This window comes from Halomonas sp. M1 (assembly GCF_029581375.1).
In the GTDB taxonomy this organism is placed as follows: Bacteria; Pseudomonadota; Gammaproteobacteria; order Pseudomonadales; family Halomonadaceae; genus Vreelandella.
This window is the reverse complement of the sequence record NZ_CP121119.1, coordinates 976986-995737: the sequence shown is the minus strand read 5'-3', so window position 1 is coordinate 995737 and position 18752 is coordinate 976986. Positions and strand designations below refer to the sequence as shown.

Annotated in this window: 16 protein-coding genes; 12 read left to right on the top strand and 4 right to left on the bottom strand. The window is 55.5% G+C overall.

Annotation, left to right across the window (positions count from 1 at the left end):
- Window positions 1–12: 12 nt before the first annotated feature.
- From P8S54_RS04515 to P8S54_RS04490, 6 genes are all read left to right on the top strand, one after another.
- The gene (locus P8S54_RS04515; protein ID WP_281443391.1) at window positions 13–408 is read left to right on the top strand and encodes a hypothetical protein; all 396 of its coding nucleotides are present in this window, start codon (window positions 13–15) and stop codon (window positions 406–408) included.
- Between the two features lie 31 nt (window positions 409–439).
- Entirely contained in the window at window positions 440–1132 is a 693-nt protein-coding gene (locus tag P8S54_RS04510) for a hypothetical protein (protein ID WP_281443390.1), read from the top strand.
- 342 nt (window positions 1133–1474) lie between these two features.
- On the top strand, window positions 1475–2320 hold the full coding sequence (locus P8S54_RS04505) for a hypothetical protein (protein WP_281443389.1): 846 nt from the start codon (window positions 1475–1477) through the stop codon (window positions 2318–2320).
- A 53-nt stretch (window positions 2321–2373) separates the two neighbouring features.
- Window positions 2374–3507, top strand: a complete 1134-nt coding sequence (locus P8S54_RS04500; RefSeq protein ID WP_281443388.1) for a hypothetical protein — start codon at window positions 2374–2376, stop codon at window positions 3505–3507.
- A 318-nt stretch (window positions 3508–3825) separates the two neighbouring features.
- Complete coding sequence (locus P8S54_RS04495; RefSeq protein WP_281443387.1) at window positions 3826–5157, top strand: hypothetical protein; 1332 nt, start codon at window positions 3826–3828, stop codon at window positions 5155–5157.
- A gap of 93 nt (window positions 5158–5250) precedes the next feature.
- A complete protein-coding gene (locus tag P8S54_RS04490; RefSeq protein ID WP_281443386.1) occupies window positions 5251–5550 on the top strand; it encodes a hypothetical protein in 300 nt (99 codons plus the stop codon).
- 116 nt (window positions 5551–5666) lie between these two features.
- Here the strand turns inward: P8S54_RS04490 and P8S54_RS04485 are convergent, their stop codons facing one another.
- From P8S54_RS04485 to cmoA, 3 genes are all read right to left on the bottom strand, one after another.
- Window positions 5667–5963, bottom strand: coding sequence for a hypothetical protein (locus P8S54_RS04485; protein WP_281443385.1), 297 nt, complete (start codon window positions 5961–5963; stop codon window positions 5667–5669).
- Between the two features lie 309 nt (window positions 5964–6272).
- On the bottom strand, window positions 6273–7283 hold the full coding sequence (cmoB, locus tag P8S54_RS04480) for a tRNA 5-methoxyuridine(34)/uridine 5-oxyacetic acid(34) synthase CmoB (protein ID WP_281443384.1): 1011 nt from the start codon (window positions 7281–7283) through the stop codon (window positions 6273–6275).
- Window position 7284: 1 nt separating this feature from the next.
- Window positions 7285–8028 (bottom strand): carboxy-S-adenosyl-L-methionine synthase CmoA, encoded by a 744-nt coding sequence (cmoA, locus tag P8S54_RS04475; RefSeq protein ID WP_281443383.1) that lies wholly within the window; start codon window positions 8026–8028, stop codon window positions 7285–7287.
- A 114-nt stretch (window positions 8029–8142) separates the two neighbouring features.
- Between cmoA and pgi the strand changes: the two genes are divergently transcribed.
- The 4 genes from pgi (at window position 8143) to serB (ending at window position 15190) form a co-directional block, all read left to right on the top strand.
- Window positions 8143–9873 carry a glucose-6-phosphate isomerase gene (gene pgi, locus P8S54_RS04470; RefSeq protein ID WP_281443382.1) on the top strand — a complete coding sequence of 577 codons (1731 nt, stop codon included), beginning with the start codon at window positions 8143–8145 and terminating at the stop codon, window positions 9871–9873.
- A gap of 232 nt (window positions 9874–10105) precedes the next feature.
- Window positions 10106–12001, top strand: coding sequence for a DNA topoisomerase IV subunit B (gene parE, locus P8S54_RS04465; RefSeq protein WP_281443381.1), 1896 nt, complete (start codon window positions 10106–10108; stop codon window positions 11999–12001).
- Between the two features lie 6 nt (window positions 12002–12007).
- Window positions 12008–14260: a DNA topoisomerase IV subunit A gene (gene parC, locus P8S54_RS04460; protein WP_281443380.1), complete on the top strand. Its 2253-nt coding sequence runs from the start codon at window positions 12008–12010 to the stop codon at window positions 14258–14260.
- Between the two features lie 3 nt (window positions 14261–14263).
- Window positions 14264–15190 (top strand): phosphoserine phosphatase SerB, encoded by a 927-nt coding sequence (gene serB, locus P8S54_RS04455; protein ID WP_281443379.1) that lies wholly within the window; start codon window positions 14264–14266, stop codon window positions 15188–15190.
- On the opposite strand, the gene P8S54_RS04450 is transcribed toward serB, so the two are convergent.
- A complete protein-coding gene (locus P8S54_RS04450; protein ID WP_348651275.1) occupies window positions 15179–16006 on the bottom strand; it encodes a DUF6694 family lipoprotein in 828 nt (275 codons plus the stop codon). The genes serB and P8S54_RS04450 overlap by 12 nt on opposite strands.
- 160 nt (window positions 16007–16166) lie before the next feature.
- Between P8S54_RS04450 and P8S54_RS04445 the strand changes: the two genes are divergently transcribed.
- Both P8S54_RS04445 and leuA read left to right on the top strand, forming a co-directional pair.
- Window positions 16167–17012, top strand: a complete 846-nt coding sequence (locus tag P8S54_RS04445; RefSeq protein WP_281443378.1) for an ion transporter — start codon at window positions 16167–16169, stop codon at window positions 17010–17012.
- 16 nt (window positions 17013–17028) lie between these two features.
- A complete protein-coding gene (leuA, locus tag P8S54_RS04440; protein ID WP_281443377.1) occupies window positions 17029–18735 on the top strand; it encodes a 2-isopropylmalate synthase in 1707 nt (568 codons plus the stop codon).
- Window positions 18736–18752 lie beyond the last annotated feature (17 nt).

The following is an 18752-nucleotide window of genomic DNA, read 5'->3' as shown; positions in this document are numbered from 1 at the left end:
TAAGGCACTTCTATGTCGGACAAACAAAATCCAACGCCGCGGCCTGACATGCTCCAGCCCCACCGGGCTGGAGATGTTGAGTCATTTCCAGGTGGTAAGGTTATCTATCTGTCGCCTGCTCCCTTGCCCACGGGAGCGGCGCCCTTGGATTTCAACCAGGCGATTGGGGAAGTAAACGATGCCTACTTGGATTTCGGAGGAAGCCTTCCTACACCTTTTACCTGGCAGTTCACATTAGGAATACCTTTTATCGGTTTCTTAATAATGGCTTTAGTATTTCCGGCATTCTCTGCGGCTATAACGTCGAATTCAGAATATTTATTCTTCAGTGAATTTAAGATTTTTTTTGATGTAGGGTTCGAAATGGGGGCGTGGGGGGCTGACTCTTGCTTTGGGGTTGTTTATTAAGGCCCACTACCACTTCAAGTTCCGTGAGGCTGTGCCTACGCGTTTTCATCGCCAGCGCCGCGAGGTGGCCTTTGCGCCGGGTGGCGGAAAACCGCCTATCATCGTGCCCTGGGAGAGCGTGGCAGCCTGGGTGACCCAGGCGCAGGGGGTAACGCAATACGGTGTGCAGCGTCAGTATGGCTTGGGGATAGGCTTTATCGAGCCTGAAACAGGGCAGCAGCACTTTATTGAATTATCACAGCCGGGCATGCCCCTGGCGTTGGGGCTTTGGGAAGCGGTGCGGGCTTATATGGAGTACGAGGTCAATACCCGCGAGGAACTCCAAGACCCCCACGGGCTGCATCGCCCCGGCGATCCGCCCTACGAGGGCGTGCACACCTTCCATAATGCCCGGCGCCGGTTGCACCGCCGATATCGCGAGGGCGATATCGGGTTGTTCGCGGTCACCATGTGGTACCTGTGGCACATTATCGACCTATGGACGATTCCCTTCCATCTTGCTGAGTGGGAAATCCGCACCATCCAAAAGGCCGGTCAGAAGACGCTACCGGCGAGCCTTGATGAGTGGTCGCAACCCCTGCCCGAAAAACAGTGGGCCAAACCCAGTAAAGAACTCATGCGCCTCTCGGCAGAGGTCGAACAGCGCCATGCCCGGCAACCAAATCGGCCGATCACGGCTATCTTCGCTGAGGTTTATGTCGAGGAGGCGACAATTTCAGCCTGACGAAGTGGGCAATACATTGCCTGACCCCTAATTACTTGATGTAAGGCATTCCTATGTCGGCCAAGCAAAACCCAACGCCGCGCCCTGACATCCTCCAGCCCCACCGGGCTGGAGATGTCGAGCCCTTTCCAGGTGGCAAAGTTATCTATCTTTCACCTGCTCCCTTGCCTACGAAATCCGCACCTCTGGATTTCAACCAGGCGATTGGGGAAGTGAACGATGCCTACTTGGATTTCGGAGGCAGTCTTCCTACTCCCTTCACTTGGCAATTTACGTTAGGCATACCCTTTATAGGTTTTTTAATGTTGGTTTTTGTTATTCCAATGTTGGGGGGGGGGGCTAATGTGGATAATAGGGAAGGATATCGCACTATTTTACGCAGGGATTGCTGGGCTCTTTAATGAGGTATTTGCTCAAGCCGTAGTGTTCTCGACATTGGTATTACTATTAGCCTTAGTGATTAAAGCCCACTACCACTTCAAGTTCCGTGAGGCTGTGCCTACGCGTTTTCATCGCCAGCGCCGCGAGGTGGCCTTTGCGCCGGGCGACGGCAAGCCGCCCATCATTGTGCCCTGGGAAAACGTGGCGGCCTGGGTGACTCAGGCGCAGGGTATGACGCAATACGGTGTGCAGCGTCAGTATGGCTTGGGGATAGGCTTTATCGAGCCTGAAACAGGGCAGCAGCACTTTATTGAATTATCACAGCCGGGCATGCCCCTGGCGTTGGGGCTTTGGGAAGCGGTGCGGGCTTATATGGAGTACGAGGTCAATACCCGCGAGGAACTCCAAGACCCCCACGGGCTGCATCGCCCCGGCGATCCGCCCTACGAGGGCGTGCACACCTTCCATAATGCCCGGCGCCGGTTGCACCGCCGATATCGCGAGGGCGATATCGGGTTGTTCGCGGTCACCATGTGGTACCTGTGGCACATTATCGACCTATGGACGATTCCCTTCCATCTTGCTGAGTGGGAAATCCGCACCATCCAAAAGGCCGGTCAGAAGACGCTACCGGCGAGCCTTGATGAGTGGTCGCAACCCCTGCCCGAAATACAGTGGGCCAAGCCTAGCGCAGAGCTCACGCGCCTATCAAAAGAAGTCAGACAGCGCCATGCCCGGCAACCAAATCGGCCGATCACGGCTATCTTCGCTGAGGTTTATGTCGAGAAGGCGACAATTTCAGCCTGACGAAGTGGGCAATACATTGCCTGACCCCTAGTTACTTGATGTAAGGCATTCCTATGTCGGCCAAGCAAAACCCAACGCCGCGCCCTGACATCCTCCAGCCCCACCGGGCTGGAGATGTCGAGCCCTTTCCAGGTGGCAAAGTTATCTATCTTTCACCTGCTCCCTTGCCCACAGGGGAAGCGCCCTTGGATTTCAACCAGGCAATTGGGGAAGTGAACGATGCCTACTTGGATTTCGGCGGTAGCCTTCCCACGCCATTTACTTGGCAGTTTACGTTAGGCATACCTTTTATAGGGTTTTTAATGCTAGTTTTTCTTCTTCCCTTGATTGGAGGGGGGGCAATTGGGATATATGGAAAAGATGTAGATGCATTTTTTCTGGTTACTGGACTCGTATTTGATGAGGTATTTGCTCAGGCCGTAGTGTTCTCGACATTGGTATTACTATTAGCCTTAGTGATTAAAGCCCACTACCACTTCAAGTTCCGTGAGGCTGTGCCTACCCGTTTTAATCGCCAGCGCCGCGAGGTGGCCTTTGCGCCGGGTGATGGCAAACCGCCTATCATCGTGCCCTGGGAGAGCGTGGCGGCCTGGGTGACTCAAGCGCAGGGGGTAACGCAATACGGTGTGCAGCGTCAGTATGGCTTGGGGATAGGCTTTATCGAGCCAGAGACAGGGCAGCAGCACTTTATTGAATTATCACAGCCGGGCATGCCCCTGGCGTTGGGGCTTTGGGAAGCAGTGCGGGCTTATATGGAGCACGAGGTCAATACCCGCGAGGAACTCCAAGACCCCCACGGGCTGCATCGCCCCGGCGATCCGCCCTACGAGGGCGTGCATACCTTCCACAATGCCCGGCGCCGGCTGCACCGCCGCTACCGCGAGGGCGATATCGGCCTGTTCGCGGTCACCATGTGGTACCTGTGGCACATTATCGACCTATGGACGATACCTTTTTACCTTGCGGAATGGGAGATAAGCGTCATCCAAAAAGCTGGACAGAAAACGCTACCAGAGAGTCTTGATCAGTGGTCGCAACCCCTGCCCGAAGAACAGTGGGCCAAGCCTAGCGAAGAGCTCACGCGCCTCTCAAAAGAGGTCGAACAGCGCCATGCCCGGCAACCAAGCCGGCCGATCACCGCTATCTTTGCTGAGGTTTATGTCGAGGAGACGGCAATTTCAGGCTGAGTGGCCAGTGAGCGCATCAAGATCTGACAAGTGATGTGCTGGCTTATGCCCATAAGCAAACAGAAAGCTCCAGAACCGCAGTCATCTACCACTTTTTGCCAGAGAAGCTAAGCCAGTACTACTTCGTTCGGCTAGTGGTACGCTCATGCCTCAACGGTGAATCGACCACCAGCGTTTATGAGTTACACCGCCGCGGCCGTGCGCTGCTAGGGGAGTGGCGCGAGCTAAGCGCCCTCGAAAATAGTTGGTATAGCAATAGACTCGGTACTTGTCCAAGTATGCCGCTAACGCCCTGGACGTCCTAAACAAGGAAGAGTTATGTTTAACACCCAACCAAAAGGAACTCTGCCTCCCATGCGCGCAGGCGAACATGAAAGCCGCGCCGGGGGCGAACAATATTGTTTAAGCCCGTTACCGCTACCGGCAGATAGCGAGCACGCGGTGGATGTGGCGCATATCGATGTGCGTCACGATGACGTGACTATGGATATTCGCCAGGGTGCCAGCCCCGATAGCATGATGACGGCGGGACATATGTTAAGCGTAGGAGCTGTGTTTATGAACGGCTTCGGGTTGTTGCTGTTTTTTATTGCCATTACTAAAAACTCTTTGTACGACATGGTGCTTATAGGATGGGGGGGGCTGTACTTTGTTTTCCTGTATGTCTTTATTTTAGGCATTATCTGGATCAATACGCTGCTTAAGCGCATACCCCCTATTCGCTTAAACCGCCAGCGCCGTGAAGTTGCTTTTGTGGTAGATCCCTCAGGTCGCTTCTGGCTTCCTGCGCCTCAAAACCTGTGGTTAACGTCTGCAGTGGGCCTAGCCGCAGCGGCATCGGGTTTTATGGGAATAATTGAGATTGGCGAATGGTTGCGCGGTGCTCGGGAGAGTTTCCCTGTCGGTTTGACACTACTGCATATCGGCGCTATGACCTTTTTCTACGTTTACCCGCCGATTTATGATGCCATCTGTCGGCTATTCAAACGCGAACGGCGCACGGTGTTGGCACCCTGGGAAGATGTCATCGCGGTGTGTGGCTTTAACCCCAACCTCGGGCCAGGAGCGATCACCGGCTTTGGCTGGAACTTTGCGCTGCTGCCCCCTGATCCGGAACGCCCAGGCTATACATTGCCGGGTGCGGGCATAATGGTGGGCGTAGGTGGACTGCCCGGCGCGCTGGCTCAGTGGGAGTATATTCGTCGCTTTATGGAAGACGGTGCCGATGCCATTACCCCTTCTGCCAGGGAGTGGGGCGTCGAGTGGTACAATGCCTATGTAGCCCGCGAGAAAGCCGAATGCGAACGCACCAACGACCCCGCCCGCTGGCGGCGTTTTCGGCGTAAGCGCCTATGGGAGCATGCTCGCTTCGCCCACTGGTACACCGAATACCGCATGAAGCATATCCTGCCCAAAGCCGTGCCCAGCGACTGGCTGGCCGAGTGGTCAAAACCCTTACCCGAATCCCAATGGGCCAAGCCTTCGGCGGCTGTTAACGAATTGAGTGAGCATCTGCGAGCGGCTTACCAGCGCAGCGAAAAATTTATTGAAATGGGCGATATAGAAAAGCGTTTTGGCGTGGCGGTACCTGCCGCTAGCCAACAGGCTTATCCTACCTTTCCGTTTAGAGCGAACGTTAGCTCTGCATGAGTAAGAAACTATTTGATGTAGTACCGGGAGACCGAGATGGCCTTTAACCAGACTTTCCTCATGGAGCCTGTGTAGGGCCCCCAGGTAGCCTTTGTGGTGGGGCCGGAAGGCGAAGGGATCTACTGCGACGAGCACCACACGGTACACCGCCACCGCTTTGCGCAAACCAAGGCGTGCCACCACTTAAGCGTGGAAGGCACCTTTCATATGCGTGCCGGGCAAGCGGCTGAGGGGCAGCGTTTGCCAGGTAAAGCGACTAGCGAAGACGATAAAACGTCAGCCCACTGCTTTCAAGGGCAGGCGATAGCGCTTAAACAGGCGGCCAGCAGTGGCAAAGCACTCAGCGACCTCTGTGCCGACACCTTGAAAAACCCACAGGGGGCGGCCTCATGAGAATGGCTTTGCCTTCATGCACGCATCTTGTGCTAGATGCCGCCCAACCCGCGCTGGGGCGTCTGCTAGAAAGTCGTGCCTCATCTCAGGAACTGGTCGATCATTTTCAGTATTGGCTAATGATCTTGAATGACCAGGGCAACGAAGTGCTCTGGCCAACCACGAAGTGTTGCCCCATTTCCTGAATGCATTTGGCGAACAGGAGCGCAGCCAATGGTTTGCCCTTGTTCAGCGGTGCACTGCCTAACCCCAAAAGGCGTGGTTACCCAGCGTGCGCGTGATGCACGTAAAGGTAGCGCCAAGCGGTACTGGACATTCTTGCCGACTGCCGCGATCTGATAGGCGACCCGCTCACCTGGACGACCACCCCCACCACCGGCCGCTGGAAAAAGCTCAAGGGTTTCAATAGCCATACTATTCCTTTTGATTGGTTGCCTGGCTATGGCGCAGGCGAGTGGGAGTTTGTTTATCACGGTGAACAACGCCGTAGCGATGCTGATGCGAATGGCATCGATGTGCTTGAAAAGGGACAAGATGAAATGATAAGCAGGATATACTGTCAGTTCCCTACCGATTTCTTTATCGAGCGCGAACAGAAGCTACCTGCGCTGGTAACGCGCTGGCACATGGCTAGTGGTTAAAATTGTAACCTGACCAGTAGCTTGCTGGTCAGCGTTATGAGCCTACAACGCGGTGAACGCTAAGTTTGACAGCGTGCACGCCTACCCCGCCTTATTCGCCAATATCACCGCTCGCCGTGGGGCGGGATAGCCTTCAATGGTACGCGTACGGTCGTTGGGGTCGAGGAAGTCTGCCAGTGATTGATAGGTCATCCACTCGGTTGAACGCTGTTCATCGAGCGTTGTTACCGCTTCGTCGACCACCCTCACGTTGGTAAAGCCGCAACGGCCTAGCCAGTGGCAAAGCGCTTTTGAAGAGGGCAGGAAATAAACGTTGGGCATTGCGGCGTAGCGCTCGCCGGGCACAAACACCGTTTGTTCATCGCCTTCCACCACCAGCGTCTCCAACACCAGTTCGCCGCCGGGGGCTAGCGCATCTTTCAGCTGCTGTAAGTGCTCAAGAGGTGAAGGGCGGTGGTAGAGTACGCCCATGGAAAATACCGTATCGAAAAAGCCCAGTTTTTCCGGTACGTCTTCTATGCCCACCGGCAGAAACTGCGTACGGCCTTCATCAGCGTTGCCGACAAAGTGGCGCACCGCCTGAAACTGCCAGTAAAAGCGCGGCGAAGGGTCAATGACCAGTACAAAAGCTGCGCCCTCACCGGCCATACGCCAAGCGTGGTAGCCGCTGCCGCCGCCCACATCCAGTACCTTGCGGTACTTTAAGGGGGCGAGGTGCGGGGCGACGCGTTGCCATTTCCAGTCAGAGCGCCACTCGGTGTCGATATCAATACCACCAAGCCGAAAGGGGCCTTTGCGCCAGGGGGCGAGCTTGCGCAGCAGGTTAAAGCACTGGCGCTGCTGGCTATCAGTCAAGACCACGTCGACCGTCAGCGTATCGCTGGTCAGATCGACGTGGCGCTCAGCTGGCAGGCTGGGCAGTTTAGCGACTGCTTTTTCCCAGGCCGAAAGGTCGCCGTGGCGATGGCGGTCTAGCCCATTGGCGAGCTGCTCGGGCAGCTTGGCTAGCCACGGTGTTAACGTGGCGTCTTGTGTTGCTTGGTCTAAAAACGCTTGATAGAGCACGCGATGGTCGTCGGGCAGTAGCGGCACGTCACCCCTCCTTAAAGGCGATTAGCGAGGTGAAATTCAGGTACTGGAACCAGGTCATTGATCGGGGGAAACCCGCCTGGGCTAAGCGGCCATGCAGGGCATCTAAGGTGTCAGGGATCAAGACGTTTTCCAGCGCGGTGCGCTTTTGACTGATTTCCATATCGCTGTAGCCATTGGCGCGTTTGAAGTCGTGGTAGCGCTCCACCCGCCAGGCGTTATCTCGTTCGTCGGCATCGATGGTTTTTTCTGACAAAATCAGCACGCCGCCGGGTTCTAATGCGTCGTACAGCCGCTTCAGCAGCGCATCGCGGTCAGCGGGGGGCAGGAACTGCAGCGTAAAGTTGAGAATGATCATGCCGGAAGGCGCATACTCAAGCGTGCGTATGTCGGCTTCTTCCACCTGCATGGCGTGATCAGGGCACTCTTCTTGAAACGTTTGCTTGGCCCTAGCCGCCATGGCAGGTGAAAGGTCGACCCCGGTGTAGCGAAACGCATCGGCAGGCAGCGCGCCCGCCAGCGCCAACCCCGACGCCCCCAATGAGCAGCCCAGGTCGTAGACGTGGGCGCCGTGGCGCAGGTGGCGCTGGGCAATTAAGCTCAACATGCCAAGGATTTGCCCATAGCCGGGCACCGAACGGCGGATCATATCAGGGAAGCACGCGACCACCTGTTCGTCGAAGGAGAACCTTGCCACCTTATCAAGGGGTGTTGAAAAGATAGCGTCGCGGTAAGATGCATCACTCATGGGCTAGCCAGGTTTGTTAATGAGGCTGCGTAGTTTACGCGGCCTTGGTTAACCAGAACAGACCTGCCCATCACAGATTCCTGCCACATGGAATGACGCCACAGGAGAGGGCACATGGCATCAGCAACACGCGCAACCCCAGATACGCTACCCGCATGGCAAACGCTTACGCAGCATGCTCAGTCGCTGCAACGCGTTCATTTGAGAAATCTATTTGGCGACGATGCCAGCCGCTGGACTAACTTTACGCGTCAAGTGGCGGGGCTCACCCTGGACCTTTCCAAGCAGCGTTGGGACGACGACACCCTAGAACACCTGTTAGCACTTGCCCATGAAGCAGGCGTGCCAGGGGCGATTGATGCCCTGTTGAGCGGTAAGCGGGTAAATGTAAGCGAAAATCGTCCAGCGCTGCACACCGCTCTTCGGCTACCTGCCGATGCCGTGCTTAATGTGGAAGGCCACAACGTGGTCAGCGACGTGCATGAGAGTCTTGCCCAGATGGAGCGCCTAGTGCAGCGGCTGCACGCGGGGCAGTGGCGGGGGGCGACCGGCAAACCGATTCGTCATGTGGTGAACCTGGGGGTGGGCGGCTCGGACTTAGGGCCGCTGATGGTCACCCACGCCCTGGCCGACTATCGACCGAAGGATATTCACCCGGTAGAGGTACATTTTGCCTCCACTATGGATGGCTCCCAACTGGCAGATTATTTAAGCCGCTTTAATCCGGAAACGACTATTTTTGTGCTCTCGTCAAAGTCGTTCACCACCATCGATACGCTTTCTAATGCCAACACAGCCCGCGACTGGCTGCTAGGGCGGCTTTCCAAGCATAGCGATGTGTTGGATGGCGGCCAGCAACCCCGTACCCATGCCAATCCCGTCAGCGCGGAGCTGGTCATTCGTCAGCACTTTATCGGAGTTTCCGCTAGCCCCGATAAAATGAGCGAGTGGGGAATTGCGTCAGATCATCAGCTGATGTTCTGGGAGTGGGTAGGCGGTCGCTACTCGCTATGGGGCACCATTGGCTTGCCTATTGCGCTGGTGGTTGGCATGGAGAACTTCCGCGAGCTGCTGGCGGGTGCCCATGCGATGGATACTCATTTCCGCCATGCGCCGATGGAAGACAATCTGCCGGTGCTGTTGGGCTTGGCAGGTATTTGGAATGTCAATTTTCTAGATATTCGCGCCCATTCGATTCTGCCTTACGATGGACGGTTGGAGTACTTTGCTGCCTATCTTGAACAGCTGGAGATGGAATCCAACGGCAAGTCAGTCACCAGTCAGGGTAAGGCGGTGAACTACTCAACCTGCCCGGTACTATGGGGGCAGCTTGGCCCCAACGCGCAGCACGCGTTTTATCAGTTGCTTCATCAAGGCACTCAGCCGGTGGTGTGTGATTTTATTGCCCCGTTGAAACGCTACGATGAGGTGGAAGACCCGGATACCCGCCGCCACTTGAAAGCCCAGCACCGGTTGGCGCTGGCGAATTGCTTCGCCCAGTCCCGGGTACTCATGCTAGGAGATGACGCCTTGGAAGATGATGGCCCCCGCCCAGAGCACAAGCGCTACCGAGGCAATCAGCCCTCTTCTACCGTGCTGTTGGATAAGCTAACGCCAGCGACCCTGGGTGCGCTGATTGCCCTGTACGAGCACAAAGTATTTGTGCAGGCGGTGATATGGGACATCAATCCATTTGATCAATGGGGCGTAGAACTCGGCAAGCAAATTGCCACTGACACCCAGGCAATCATCGATGGTGAGGGTGATATATCCCGCATGGATGCCTCTAGCCGTGGGCTAATCGAGGCGTTTTGGGCAGCGGAGCAGGAGTCAGCGAGCCAGTAATGGCGCTCCGCTACCCCTGACGAGGGGGATGCCCTCTATCACATTGCCTGCGATAAGCATGGCTAGATATACAGCTTTTTGCTTTTCCGCTATCCTGTGCCCTTTTGTCAGCCGCGCGTATAGGCAGCGTGTGTCACTACGCTATGCGGCTGGCACGACTGTTCTTAGACACCGTGATTTTTCAGGAACCGTTATTTTTCAGGAACCGTTATTTTTCAGGAACTGACGCTACATGACCCAGTTTGATGCCTCCCAGTACGGCGCGAGCTCTATTGAAGTCCTGTCCGGGCTCGAACCGGTGCGTAAGCGTCCCGGTATGTACACCGATACCTCGCGGCCCAACCACCTCGCCCAAGAGGTGATCGACAACAGTGTCGATGAGGCGCTCGCCGGTCACGCCTCGGCGATCAGCGTGGTGCTGCATAGTGATGGCGCCATTGAGGTTCAGGACAATGGTCGGGGCATGCCCATCGACCTGCACCCCGAGCACGGCGTATCCGGCGTTGAGTTAATCTTCACCAAGCTGCACTCGGGTGGCAAGTTCTCCTCCACCAGCTACCGCTTCTCAGGAGGCTTGCACGGGGTAGGGGTGTCGGTGGTTAACGCCCTGTCGCGCAGGCTAGACGTTGAAGTTACGCGTAACGGCACGCGTCACGCCATGGCGTTTGAGTTTGGTGAAAAAGTCGAAGAGTTGCATGAAATTGGTAAAGCTGCCAAGAAGGCGACCGGTACGTTGGTGCGTTTCTGGCCCGACGAAAGCTACTTCGATAACCCGAAGCTTGCGCTCTCCAAGCTAAAACACCTGTTACGCGCCAAAGCCGTGCTGTGCCCTGGGCTGTCCGTCACGCTAGTAGAACCCGACGGAACCAAAACCGAGTGGGCCTATGCAGATGGCCTGCGCGACTACCTAGCCGAAGCCACCGACGGCTACGAGGTATTGCCCAAAGAGCCCTTCATTGGTCACTTTATTGATGATGAGCACGGCGTGGATTGGGCGATTCAGTGGCTACCCGAAGGCGGCGAGGCGCTGCTGGAGAGCTACGTTAACCTGATCCCGACTCCCCAAGGCGGCACCCATGTCAATGGGTTTCGCTCTGGCCTGTTAGACGCGCTGCGGGAGTTTTGTGAATACCGTAGCCTGTTGCCTCGGGGCATTAAACTTACCGCCGAAGACCTGTGGGAGCGTGCCTCTTTCGTGCTCTCGGTGAAAATGCTCGATCCCCAGTTTGCTGGGCAGACCAAAGAGCGCCTCTCATCTCGTACCATTGCAGGCTTTGTTTCTGGCGTAGTGAAAGACGCCTTCTCACTATGGCTTAATCATCATGTTGAGCAGGCTGAGCAGCTGGCTGAAATGGTGATCAGCGCCGCACAGCAGCGTCAGAAAAAGTCCAAAAAGGTCGCCCGTAAAAAGGTCACTTCTGGCCCTGCGCTGCCTGGCAAACTCGCCGACTGCTCCGGCCAAGACCCCGCCCAAAGCGAGCTTTTTTTAGTTGAGGGTGACTCCGCGGGCGGTAGCGCTAAGCAGGCGCGTAATCGCGAAACCCAAGCGATTCTCCCACTGCGCGGCAAAATTCTGAATACCTGGGAAGTGGAGACCCACGATATTTACGGCTCTCAGGAGGTGCACGATATCGCCGTGGCGATCGGTGCCGACCCAGGCAGTGCGGATCTGGAGAAGTTGCGCTATCACAAAGTGTGCATTCTCGCGGATGCCGACTCCGACGGTCTGCACATTGCAACGCTGTTATGCGCGCTCTTTGTTCGCCACTTCCCGAGTCTAGTTGATGCAGGCCACGTTTATGTAGCGATGCCACCGCTTTACCGCATCGATTTAGGTAAAGAAGTTCACTACGCCCTGGATGAGAGCGAAAAAGCCGCCATTCTCAAACAGCTGGCCAACAAGCGTGGAACGCCCAATGTTCAGCGCTTTAAAGGCTTGGGTGAAATGAGCCCGCTGCAGCTACGTGAAACCACCATGGCCGTGGAAACCCGCCGTTTAGTTCAGCTCACCCTAGAAGAGGGCGACGGCACCATGGAAATGATGGATATGCTGCTGGCCAAAAAGCGCGCCAGCGACCGCAAAAAATGGCTGGAAGATTACGGCAACCTCGCAGACATTGAGGTATAACCCCCGATGACCATGGATATTCAAGTAGCGGAGGGTGATGTCGAACGACTCTCCCTACGCGACTACACCGAAAAAGCGTACCTCGACTACTCGATGTACGTCATTTTAGATCGGGCCCTGCCCAACATTGGCGATGGCATGAAGCCTGTGCAGCGGCGAATTATTTATGCCATGCGCGAGCTAGCGCTGCACGCCAATGCCAAGTACAAAAAATCGGCGCGTACTGTCGGTGACGTGCTGGGTAAATTTCACCCCCACGGTGACAGCGCTTGTTACGAAGCCATGGTGCTGATGGCGCAGTCGTTTAGCTACCGCTATCCACTGGTAGATGGCCAGGGTAACTGGGGTAGCCCGGATGATCCCAAGTCGTTTGCCGCCATGCGCTACACCGAGGCCAAACTTTCCAAGTTTGCTGAAGTACTCCTCAGCGAACTTGGCCAGGGCACCGTGGAGTGGACGCCTAACTTCGACGGCACCATGCAAGAGCCTGTTGTGTTGCCGGCTCGATTACCCCATGTGTTATTGAATGGTGGCACCGGCATCGCGGTGGGTATGGCGACGGATATACCGCCCCATAACGTGACGGAAGTAGTCGAAGCGACCTGCCATCTGCTGCGCAACCCCAGCGCCACGACTGCTGATTTAATGGCGTTCGTCCCAGCGCCGGATTTCCCAACAGATGCCGAAATCATCACCCCGCCTGCGGACTTAAGAAAGCTCTACGAATCCGGGCGAGGCTCCGTCAAGCTGCGTGCGCGTTATATTCGTGAAGACGCCAACATTGTTATCACGTCGGTGCCGTATCAAGTGAGCGGTGCCAAAGTGTTAGAGCAAATCGCCGCGCAAATGCAGGCTAAAAAGCTGCCCATGGTGGCTGATCTGCGCGATGAGTCGACCCACGAAGAGCCCACTCGCCTAGTGATTGAACCGCGCTCTAGTCGCGTTGATGTTGAATCGCTAATGGCGCACCTGTTTGCCACCACGGATCTAGAAAAGAACGTGCGGGTGAACATGAACGTCATCGGCCTAGATGGCCGCCCACGGGTCATGCCACTGCCTGAGATGCTGGGCGAGTGGTTACAGTTCCGTCGCAGCACAGTACGTCGCCGTTTAGAGCACCGCCTAGGCAAGGTCGAAGATCGGCTGCATATTCTGGAAGGTCTGCTGATCGCTTATCTAGACCTTGACGAAGTGATCCGTATTATTCGCGAGGAGGACGACCCGAAAGCCTCACTGATGGCTGTTTTTAGTCTCTCCGAGCGTCAGGCTGAAGCCATTTTAGAGCTGCGCCTGCGTCATCTTGCCAAGCTCGAAGAGATGAAAATTCGCGGCGAGCAGGATGAGTTAGAGAAAGAGCGAAAGTATCTACAGGGCCTACTGGGTAGCGAAGCCAAACTCACTACGTTAATCGAGAAAGAGATTCGCGCGGCGGGCAAAGAGCACGGCGACGACCGTCGTTCACCGCTAGTGGAGCGTGCTGAGTCCAAGGCACTCTCTGAAGTTGAACTCATGGGTGCCGACCCGATTACCGTTGTGCTCTCGGACAAAGGCTGGATTCGCGCAGCGAAAGGCCACGATATCGACCCCGAAGGGCTCTCCTACAAAGCAGGGGATAGCTTCCACCTGGCGGCCCGTGGCAAAACTAACCAGCCACTGGTGCTGCTGGATGACACCGGGCGTGCTTATACGCTGTCGGCGCATAACCTGCCCAGCGCAAGGGGCCAGGGCGAGCCGGTGACAGGCCGTGCCAATGTGGCGGCTGGGGCGAAAATGGCCGGGCTGATGTTCGCACCGCCCGAGCAGCGCTTTGTGCTTGCCACCGACGGTGGCTATGGGTTTGTGGCACGGCTTGATACGCTCACGGGTAAAAATAAAGCCGGTAAAGCGGTGCTCAGCCTACCCAAGGGGTGCAGCGTGATGGCACCAATAGAAGTGCCTGCTGGCAACGAGCTGTGGGTTGCCTCCGTTTCTAACGAAGGTAGGTTGCTGCTGTTCCCACTGGATCAATTGCCCGAGATGTCTAAAGGCAAGGGTAATAAAATGCTCGATATTCCTGGCCCCCGAGCCGCACGGCGCGAGGAGTTTGTGCGCGATATTACCGTTGTGGCGGATGATAAAGAGCTGATTATCCATGCGGGTAAGCGCAAGCTGACGCTAAAAGCCGACGATCTCGCGTATTATCGCGGTGAGCGGGGTAGGCGAGGCAGCAAGCTGCCGCGGGGTTTCCAAAAAGTAGACCGTTTAGAAGCAGGGGAGTAATAGATGGCACGCGGTGATGTTCTTTTAACCGTATTAGCGCCGCGGATCACCGCGGACGCCCAGCGGCAAGTGGCTGAGTTAGTCGAGCAGTTTGGTTTGCAGGCAGGGGTTCCCAAGCAACTGGCAGATGCATCGCTGCCGGGAGAATCGCATGACTGCGTGGAACAGCACCTCTCCGGTGACCGGATAGACACGGAAGCATTGCGCAAAGCCGCCTTATCATTGGGTGAGTCGCTGGGGGTGGATATTGTCATCCAAGAGGATCACCGTGATCTGGCTAAACCACGGCTAGTCTGCTTTGACATGGACTCTACCCTGATTAAGGCCGAAGTCATTGATGAGCTAGCGCGCCGCCACGGCGTGGGCGATGAAGTGGCTGCGGTGACCGAGCGTGCCATGCGTGGCGAGCTGGATTTTCAAGCCAGCTTCCGCGAGCGTATGAGCAAGCTCGAAGGGCTGGACGAGTCCGTATTAGCCGGTATCGCTGCTGAGCTGCCACTGATGGAGGGCGTCGAGCGGTTAATGAAAAACCTCAAGCACTTTGGCTACCGCACGGCGATTCTATCTGGGGGCTTTACTTACTTTGCCCGCCACCTCCAAGAGAGGCTGGGCTTTGATGAGATTCATGCCAACGAATTGTTGATTGTAAACGGCAAGGTAACCGGCGAAGTGCAGGAGCCGATTGTCGACGCCGAGCGAAAAGCCCTGCTACTAGAGCAGATCGCTCAGCGAGAAGGCTTTTCACTTGCGCAAACCATTGCCGTGGGCGATGGCGCCAATGACCTTAAAATGCTAGCCAAAGCGGGCATGGGAATTGCCTTTCGTGCCAAGCCCGTTGTGCGTGCCCAGGCGCGTCAGGCAATTTCTACCCTAGGCATTGATGGGGTGCTTTATCTCATGGGCTACCGCGCCAGCGATCTAATCAGCTAAGCGAATACCCGCAAAGTCTTTGCGTAGTGCTTCTAGTCTCGCCGCTTCGGATTCCGTTAGGGGCGGCGAGTTCCAGAGGGGGTTGCCTTCACTATCCCTTACTCCTTCAAGCGTGATCGTTAACCTTACGTCCCGAGGAATTTGAGGGTCGCCCCAGGGGCCAAATCGGTTTGGGGCGAGACTCCATTGGCCGGTTTCGCCCGGCGCTAACCCGCCAGAAATAACGTATAAAAACGTCTCGTCGACCCACGGTGTATCGTGCTCAGGGCTTGATAGCTCGCCTCGCAGCATCAGCTGGGATAGTGTCTGCTCAGTCGCGTTCGCCACTGCTAGTTCAATCACAGGCTCCGGGGCGCCGTAGGGGCTAGTGCTGAGGTAGTAGTCGGCCTGATCAATGCTCACTTGGGTAAGTTGCTGGCGGTCTTGTTCGGCGTTGGCTTCTTTTTCTTCCAGGCGGTTAAGCGTTCGTAGTGCTTGATCGCGCTCTCTTGCCCGTCGCTCACGCAGCATTTTGTCGGCGCGCTCAATAATTTCATCGCCCGTTAAGCCGTGCATGTAAGCATTGGCGGACTCGGCAATTTCAGCGGCGTTCATGCGGTGGGGGTTGAGGATATTGACCCCGCTAAACGACGACATTGCAATGATGGTCAGCGCTTGGTCGAACTCGTTGCGTTTATAGGCAGGCAGCGATTCGCGCACTTTATCGACAGAGACAACCGCAGCGGGCATTGAACTTGTGTCTATTTTGGGGTCTGAACAACCCGCTATCACCAGCATCGTTAGTGATAGGGCAGGTAGCCTAAGTAGGCTCCACATATATCCACCTCAAACCAGGCTGTTAAATCGGGAGGAGCTTACCGGAAAGTGATATCGACCACTAGCGGCTAGGCCGAAATCAAAACCTACCAACACCTGTGGAACGGCCAATAGTTTGGTATAAAGTGTGCCGATTACACCCCTAGAGAACCCCTGCTCCATGAGTGAATCCTTTACTACTTGGCAAGCCCGTTTTGAGAAGCTGCGCAGCAATAAGCTGTTTGAAACAGTAGTCATTGCCATCATCGTCGTGTCGGCCTTGATGATAGGGGCGCGCACCTATGAAGAAGCAAGTCAGTTTGAACAGTGGCTTATATACTTAGACGTCGCGGTCACGGTGTTCTTTTTAGTTGAGCTGCTGATCCGTATGGCGGCAGAGAAAAACCTACTCAGCTTCTTTAAAAAGGGCTGGAATGTTTTTGATTTCCTGATTGTGACCGCCAGCCTCATCCCCATGGATGATTCGGAGATGGTGCTGCTGGCGCGCCTGCTAAGAATCTTCAGGGTGCTCCGCTTGGTGTCGATGATTCCAGAGCTTCGCCTATTGCTGGTGTCATTGGTTAAGTCGATTCCGCGCATGGGCTATGTTGCGCTACTCATGTTCATCATCTTCTATATTTATGCCGCCATTGGCAGTTTTATCTTCCATGACGTGGATGAGCAGCTGTGGGGAAATATTGCCCTCGCTATGCTGACGCTGTTCCAGGTAGCCACCTTTGAGAGCTGGGCAACCGCGGTGCTTTACCCCACCATGGAATACTACCCCTACGCCTGGATCTATTTCCTGACGTTCATTTTTCTCAATGCGTTTATTTTCCTGAATATGATGATTGGTATTGTGCTGGACGTTATGCAAAAAGAGAGCGCGCTGATTGACTTCGAAAGCGGCGAGGGGGAGGCTGCAGAAATGCAAGGATTGCGTGCCGATGTAAAAGAGTTACGCAGCCAGCTGGATCGTATGGAAGCCGCGCTTACCCAGCGTGCCGATACACCCAAAACCGACTGACGTTAGGAGCCCTGCCATGATGCTGCCCGAGCCTTCAAAAAAATATCGCCCCTTCGTGGCCGTAGAGCTGCCTGACCGCCAGTGGCCCAACCAGCGTATTGAGACAGCGCCTATCTGGTGCAGTGTTGACTTGCGTGACGGCAATCAATCGCTGATTGACCCTATGGATCAAGAGCGTAAGGAGCGCCTATTTGATAGGTTGCTCAAGGTCGGTTTTAAACAGATTGAGGTGGGGTTTCCTTCGGCATCGCAAACGGACTTTGATTTTGTGCGCTCGCTGATAGAGCAGGATAAGATTCCTGACGATGTGACGATCCAGGTGCTTACTCAGGCGCGCCCACACTTGATTGAGCGCACGTTTGAAGCTTTAGAAGGCGCCAAAAACGCGATTGTTCACGTCTATAATGCGACTGATCCGATGTTTCGCCGGGTAGTCTTTAACGTTGATAAAAACGAGTGTGTGCAAATAGCAGTGGATGCTACGGCACAAATTCGTGACTTGATGGCAGATCAACCTGAAACGAACTGGACGTTTCAATACTCACCCGAGCTGTTTACCACCACAGAGATGGATTTTGCGGTAGAGATTGTCGAAGCGGTGATGGACACCTATGCACCGAGCGTTGATAACCGGATGATTGTTAACCTACCGGCGACGGTCGAGGTGGCCACGCCTAATAATTACGCCGACCAAATTGAATGGTTTTGCCGCCATGTGAAAAATCGTGACACGCTGATTGTGAGCGTTCACCCCCATAATGATCGTGGTACAGGTGTGGCGGCAGCAGAGTTAACGCTAATGGCGGGCGCTGACCGTGTGGAAGGGACGCTGTTTGGTAACGGCGAGCGTACCGGCAATGTGGATATCGTCACCTTGGCCATGAATATGTACACCCAGGGCGTTCACCCCCAGCTCGATTTCTCCAATATTACCCCGATCATGCGTGAGGTGGAGTACTGCAACCAACTGCCGGTGCATCCGCGTCATCCGTATGTAGGCGATTTGGTATTTACCGCTTTTTCAGGCTCACACCAGGACGCGATCAAAAAAGGCATGGCGGATCGCCGGGCGAATCCTGATGCCATTTGGGACGTGCCTTACCTGCCTATCGACCCGCTTGATGTGGGCCGTAGCTACGAGGCGGTGATTCGCGTTAATAGTCAATCAGGCAAAGGCGGCGTTTCTTATCTGCTGGAGCAAGAGCACGGAATAGAGTTGCCACGTCGTCTCTCTATCGAGTTCAGTCAGGTCGTGCAGGAAGTAGCGGAGCGTACGGGCAAAGAGATCACCTCTCAGATGATCTATCAAGCCTTTGCCGACGAGTATTTAGAGCAGCGCACGCCCTTTGGACTAGTGAGCCATCGTCTCTCTTCTGAACCTGATAGCCCCAAGGTGATGTTAGAGGCTGTCGTCGAGAAAGAGGGTGAACGACAGCGGTTAACAGGGCAGGGTAATGGCCCGCTCGCGGCCTTTATAAAAGCACTGATGGCCAATGGGCAGGATGTAGAGATTATCGACTACCACGAGCACTCCCGCGGCCAAGGTGCTGACGCTGAAGCCATTGCCTATGTAGAAGTCCGTATCGACGGCAAAGCGGTGTTTGGCGTGGGCACAGATGAGAGCATCACCAGCGCTTCCATGAAAGGCGTCCTTAGCGCTATTAACCGTCACCACTCGACCCAACCGGTGGCAGCGAACGTGACGGCAGAAACGCTGGGTTGATCAAAGCGATTGCCAAT

What these genes read in the sequence shown, in the direction of transcription:
- P8S54_RS04500 (WP_281443388.1), top strand. Translation starts at nt 2,374, where the DNA reads ATGTCGGCCAAGCAAAACCCAACGCCGCGCCCTGACATCCTCCAGCCC.
- serB (WP_281443379.1), top strand. Translation starts at nt 14,264, where the DNA reads ATGGCACGCGGTGATGTTCTTTTAACCGTATTAGCGCCGCGGATCACC.
- parC (WP_281443380.1), top strand. Translation starts at nt 12,008, where the DNA reads ATGACCATGGATATTCAAGTAGCGGAGGGTGATGTCGAACGACTCTCC.
- P8S54_RS04485 (WP_281443385.1), bottom strand. Translation starts at nt 5,963, where the DNA reads ATGGCTATTGAAACCCTTGAGCTTTTTCCAGCGGCCGGTGGTGGGGGT.
- pgi (WP_281443382.1), top strand. Translation starts at nt 8,143, where the DNA reads ATGGCATCAGCAACACGCGCAACCCCAGATACGCTACCCGCATGGCAA.
- P8S54_RS04515 (WP_281443391.1), top strand. Translation starts at nt 13, where the DNA reads ATGTCGGACAAACAAAATCCAACGCCGCGGCCTGACATGCTCCAGCCC.
- leuA (WP_281443377.1), top strand. Translation starts at nt 17,029, where the DNA reads ATGATGCTGCCCGAGCCTTCAAAAAAATATCGCCCCTTCGTGGCCGTA.
- P8S54_RS04445 (WP_281443378.1), top strand. Translation starts at nt 16,167, where the DNA reads ATGAGTGAATCCTTTACTACTTGGCAAGCCCGTTTTGAGAAGCTGCGC.
- P8S54_RS04450 (WP_348651275.1), bottom strand. Translation starts at nt 16,006, where the DNA reads ATGTGGAGCCTACTTAGGCTACCTGCCCTATCACTAACGATGCTGGTG.
- parE (WP_281443381.1), top strand. Translation starts at nt 10,106, where the DNA reads ATGACCCAGTTTGATGCCTCCCAGTACGGCGCGAGCTCTATTGAAGTC.
- P8S54_RS04505 (WP_281443389.1), top strand. Translation starts at nt 1,475, where the DNA reads ATGTGGATAATAGGGAAGGATATCGCACTATTTTACGCAGGGATTGCT.
- cmoA (WP_281443383.1), bottom strand. Translation starts at nt 8,028, where the DNA reads ATGAGTGATGCATCTTACCGCGACGCTATCTTTTCAACACCCCTTGAT.
- P8S54_RS04495 (WP_281443387.1), top strand. Translation starts at nt 3,826, where the DNA reads ATGTTTAACACCCAACCAAAAGGAACTCTGCCTCCCATGCGCGCAGGC.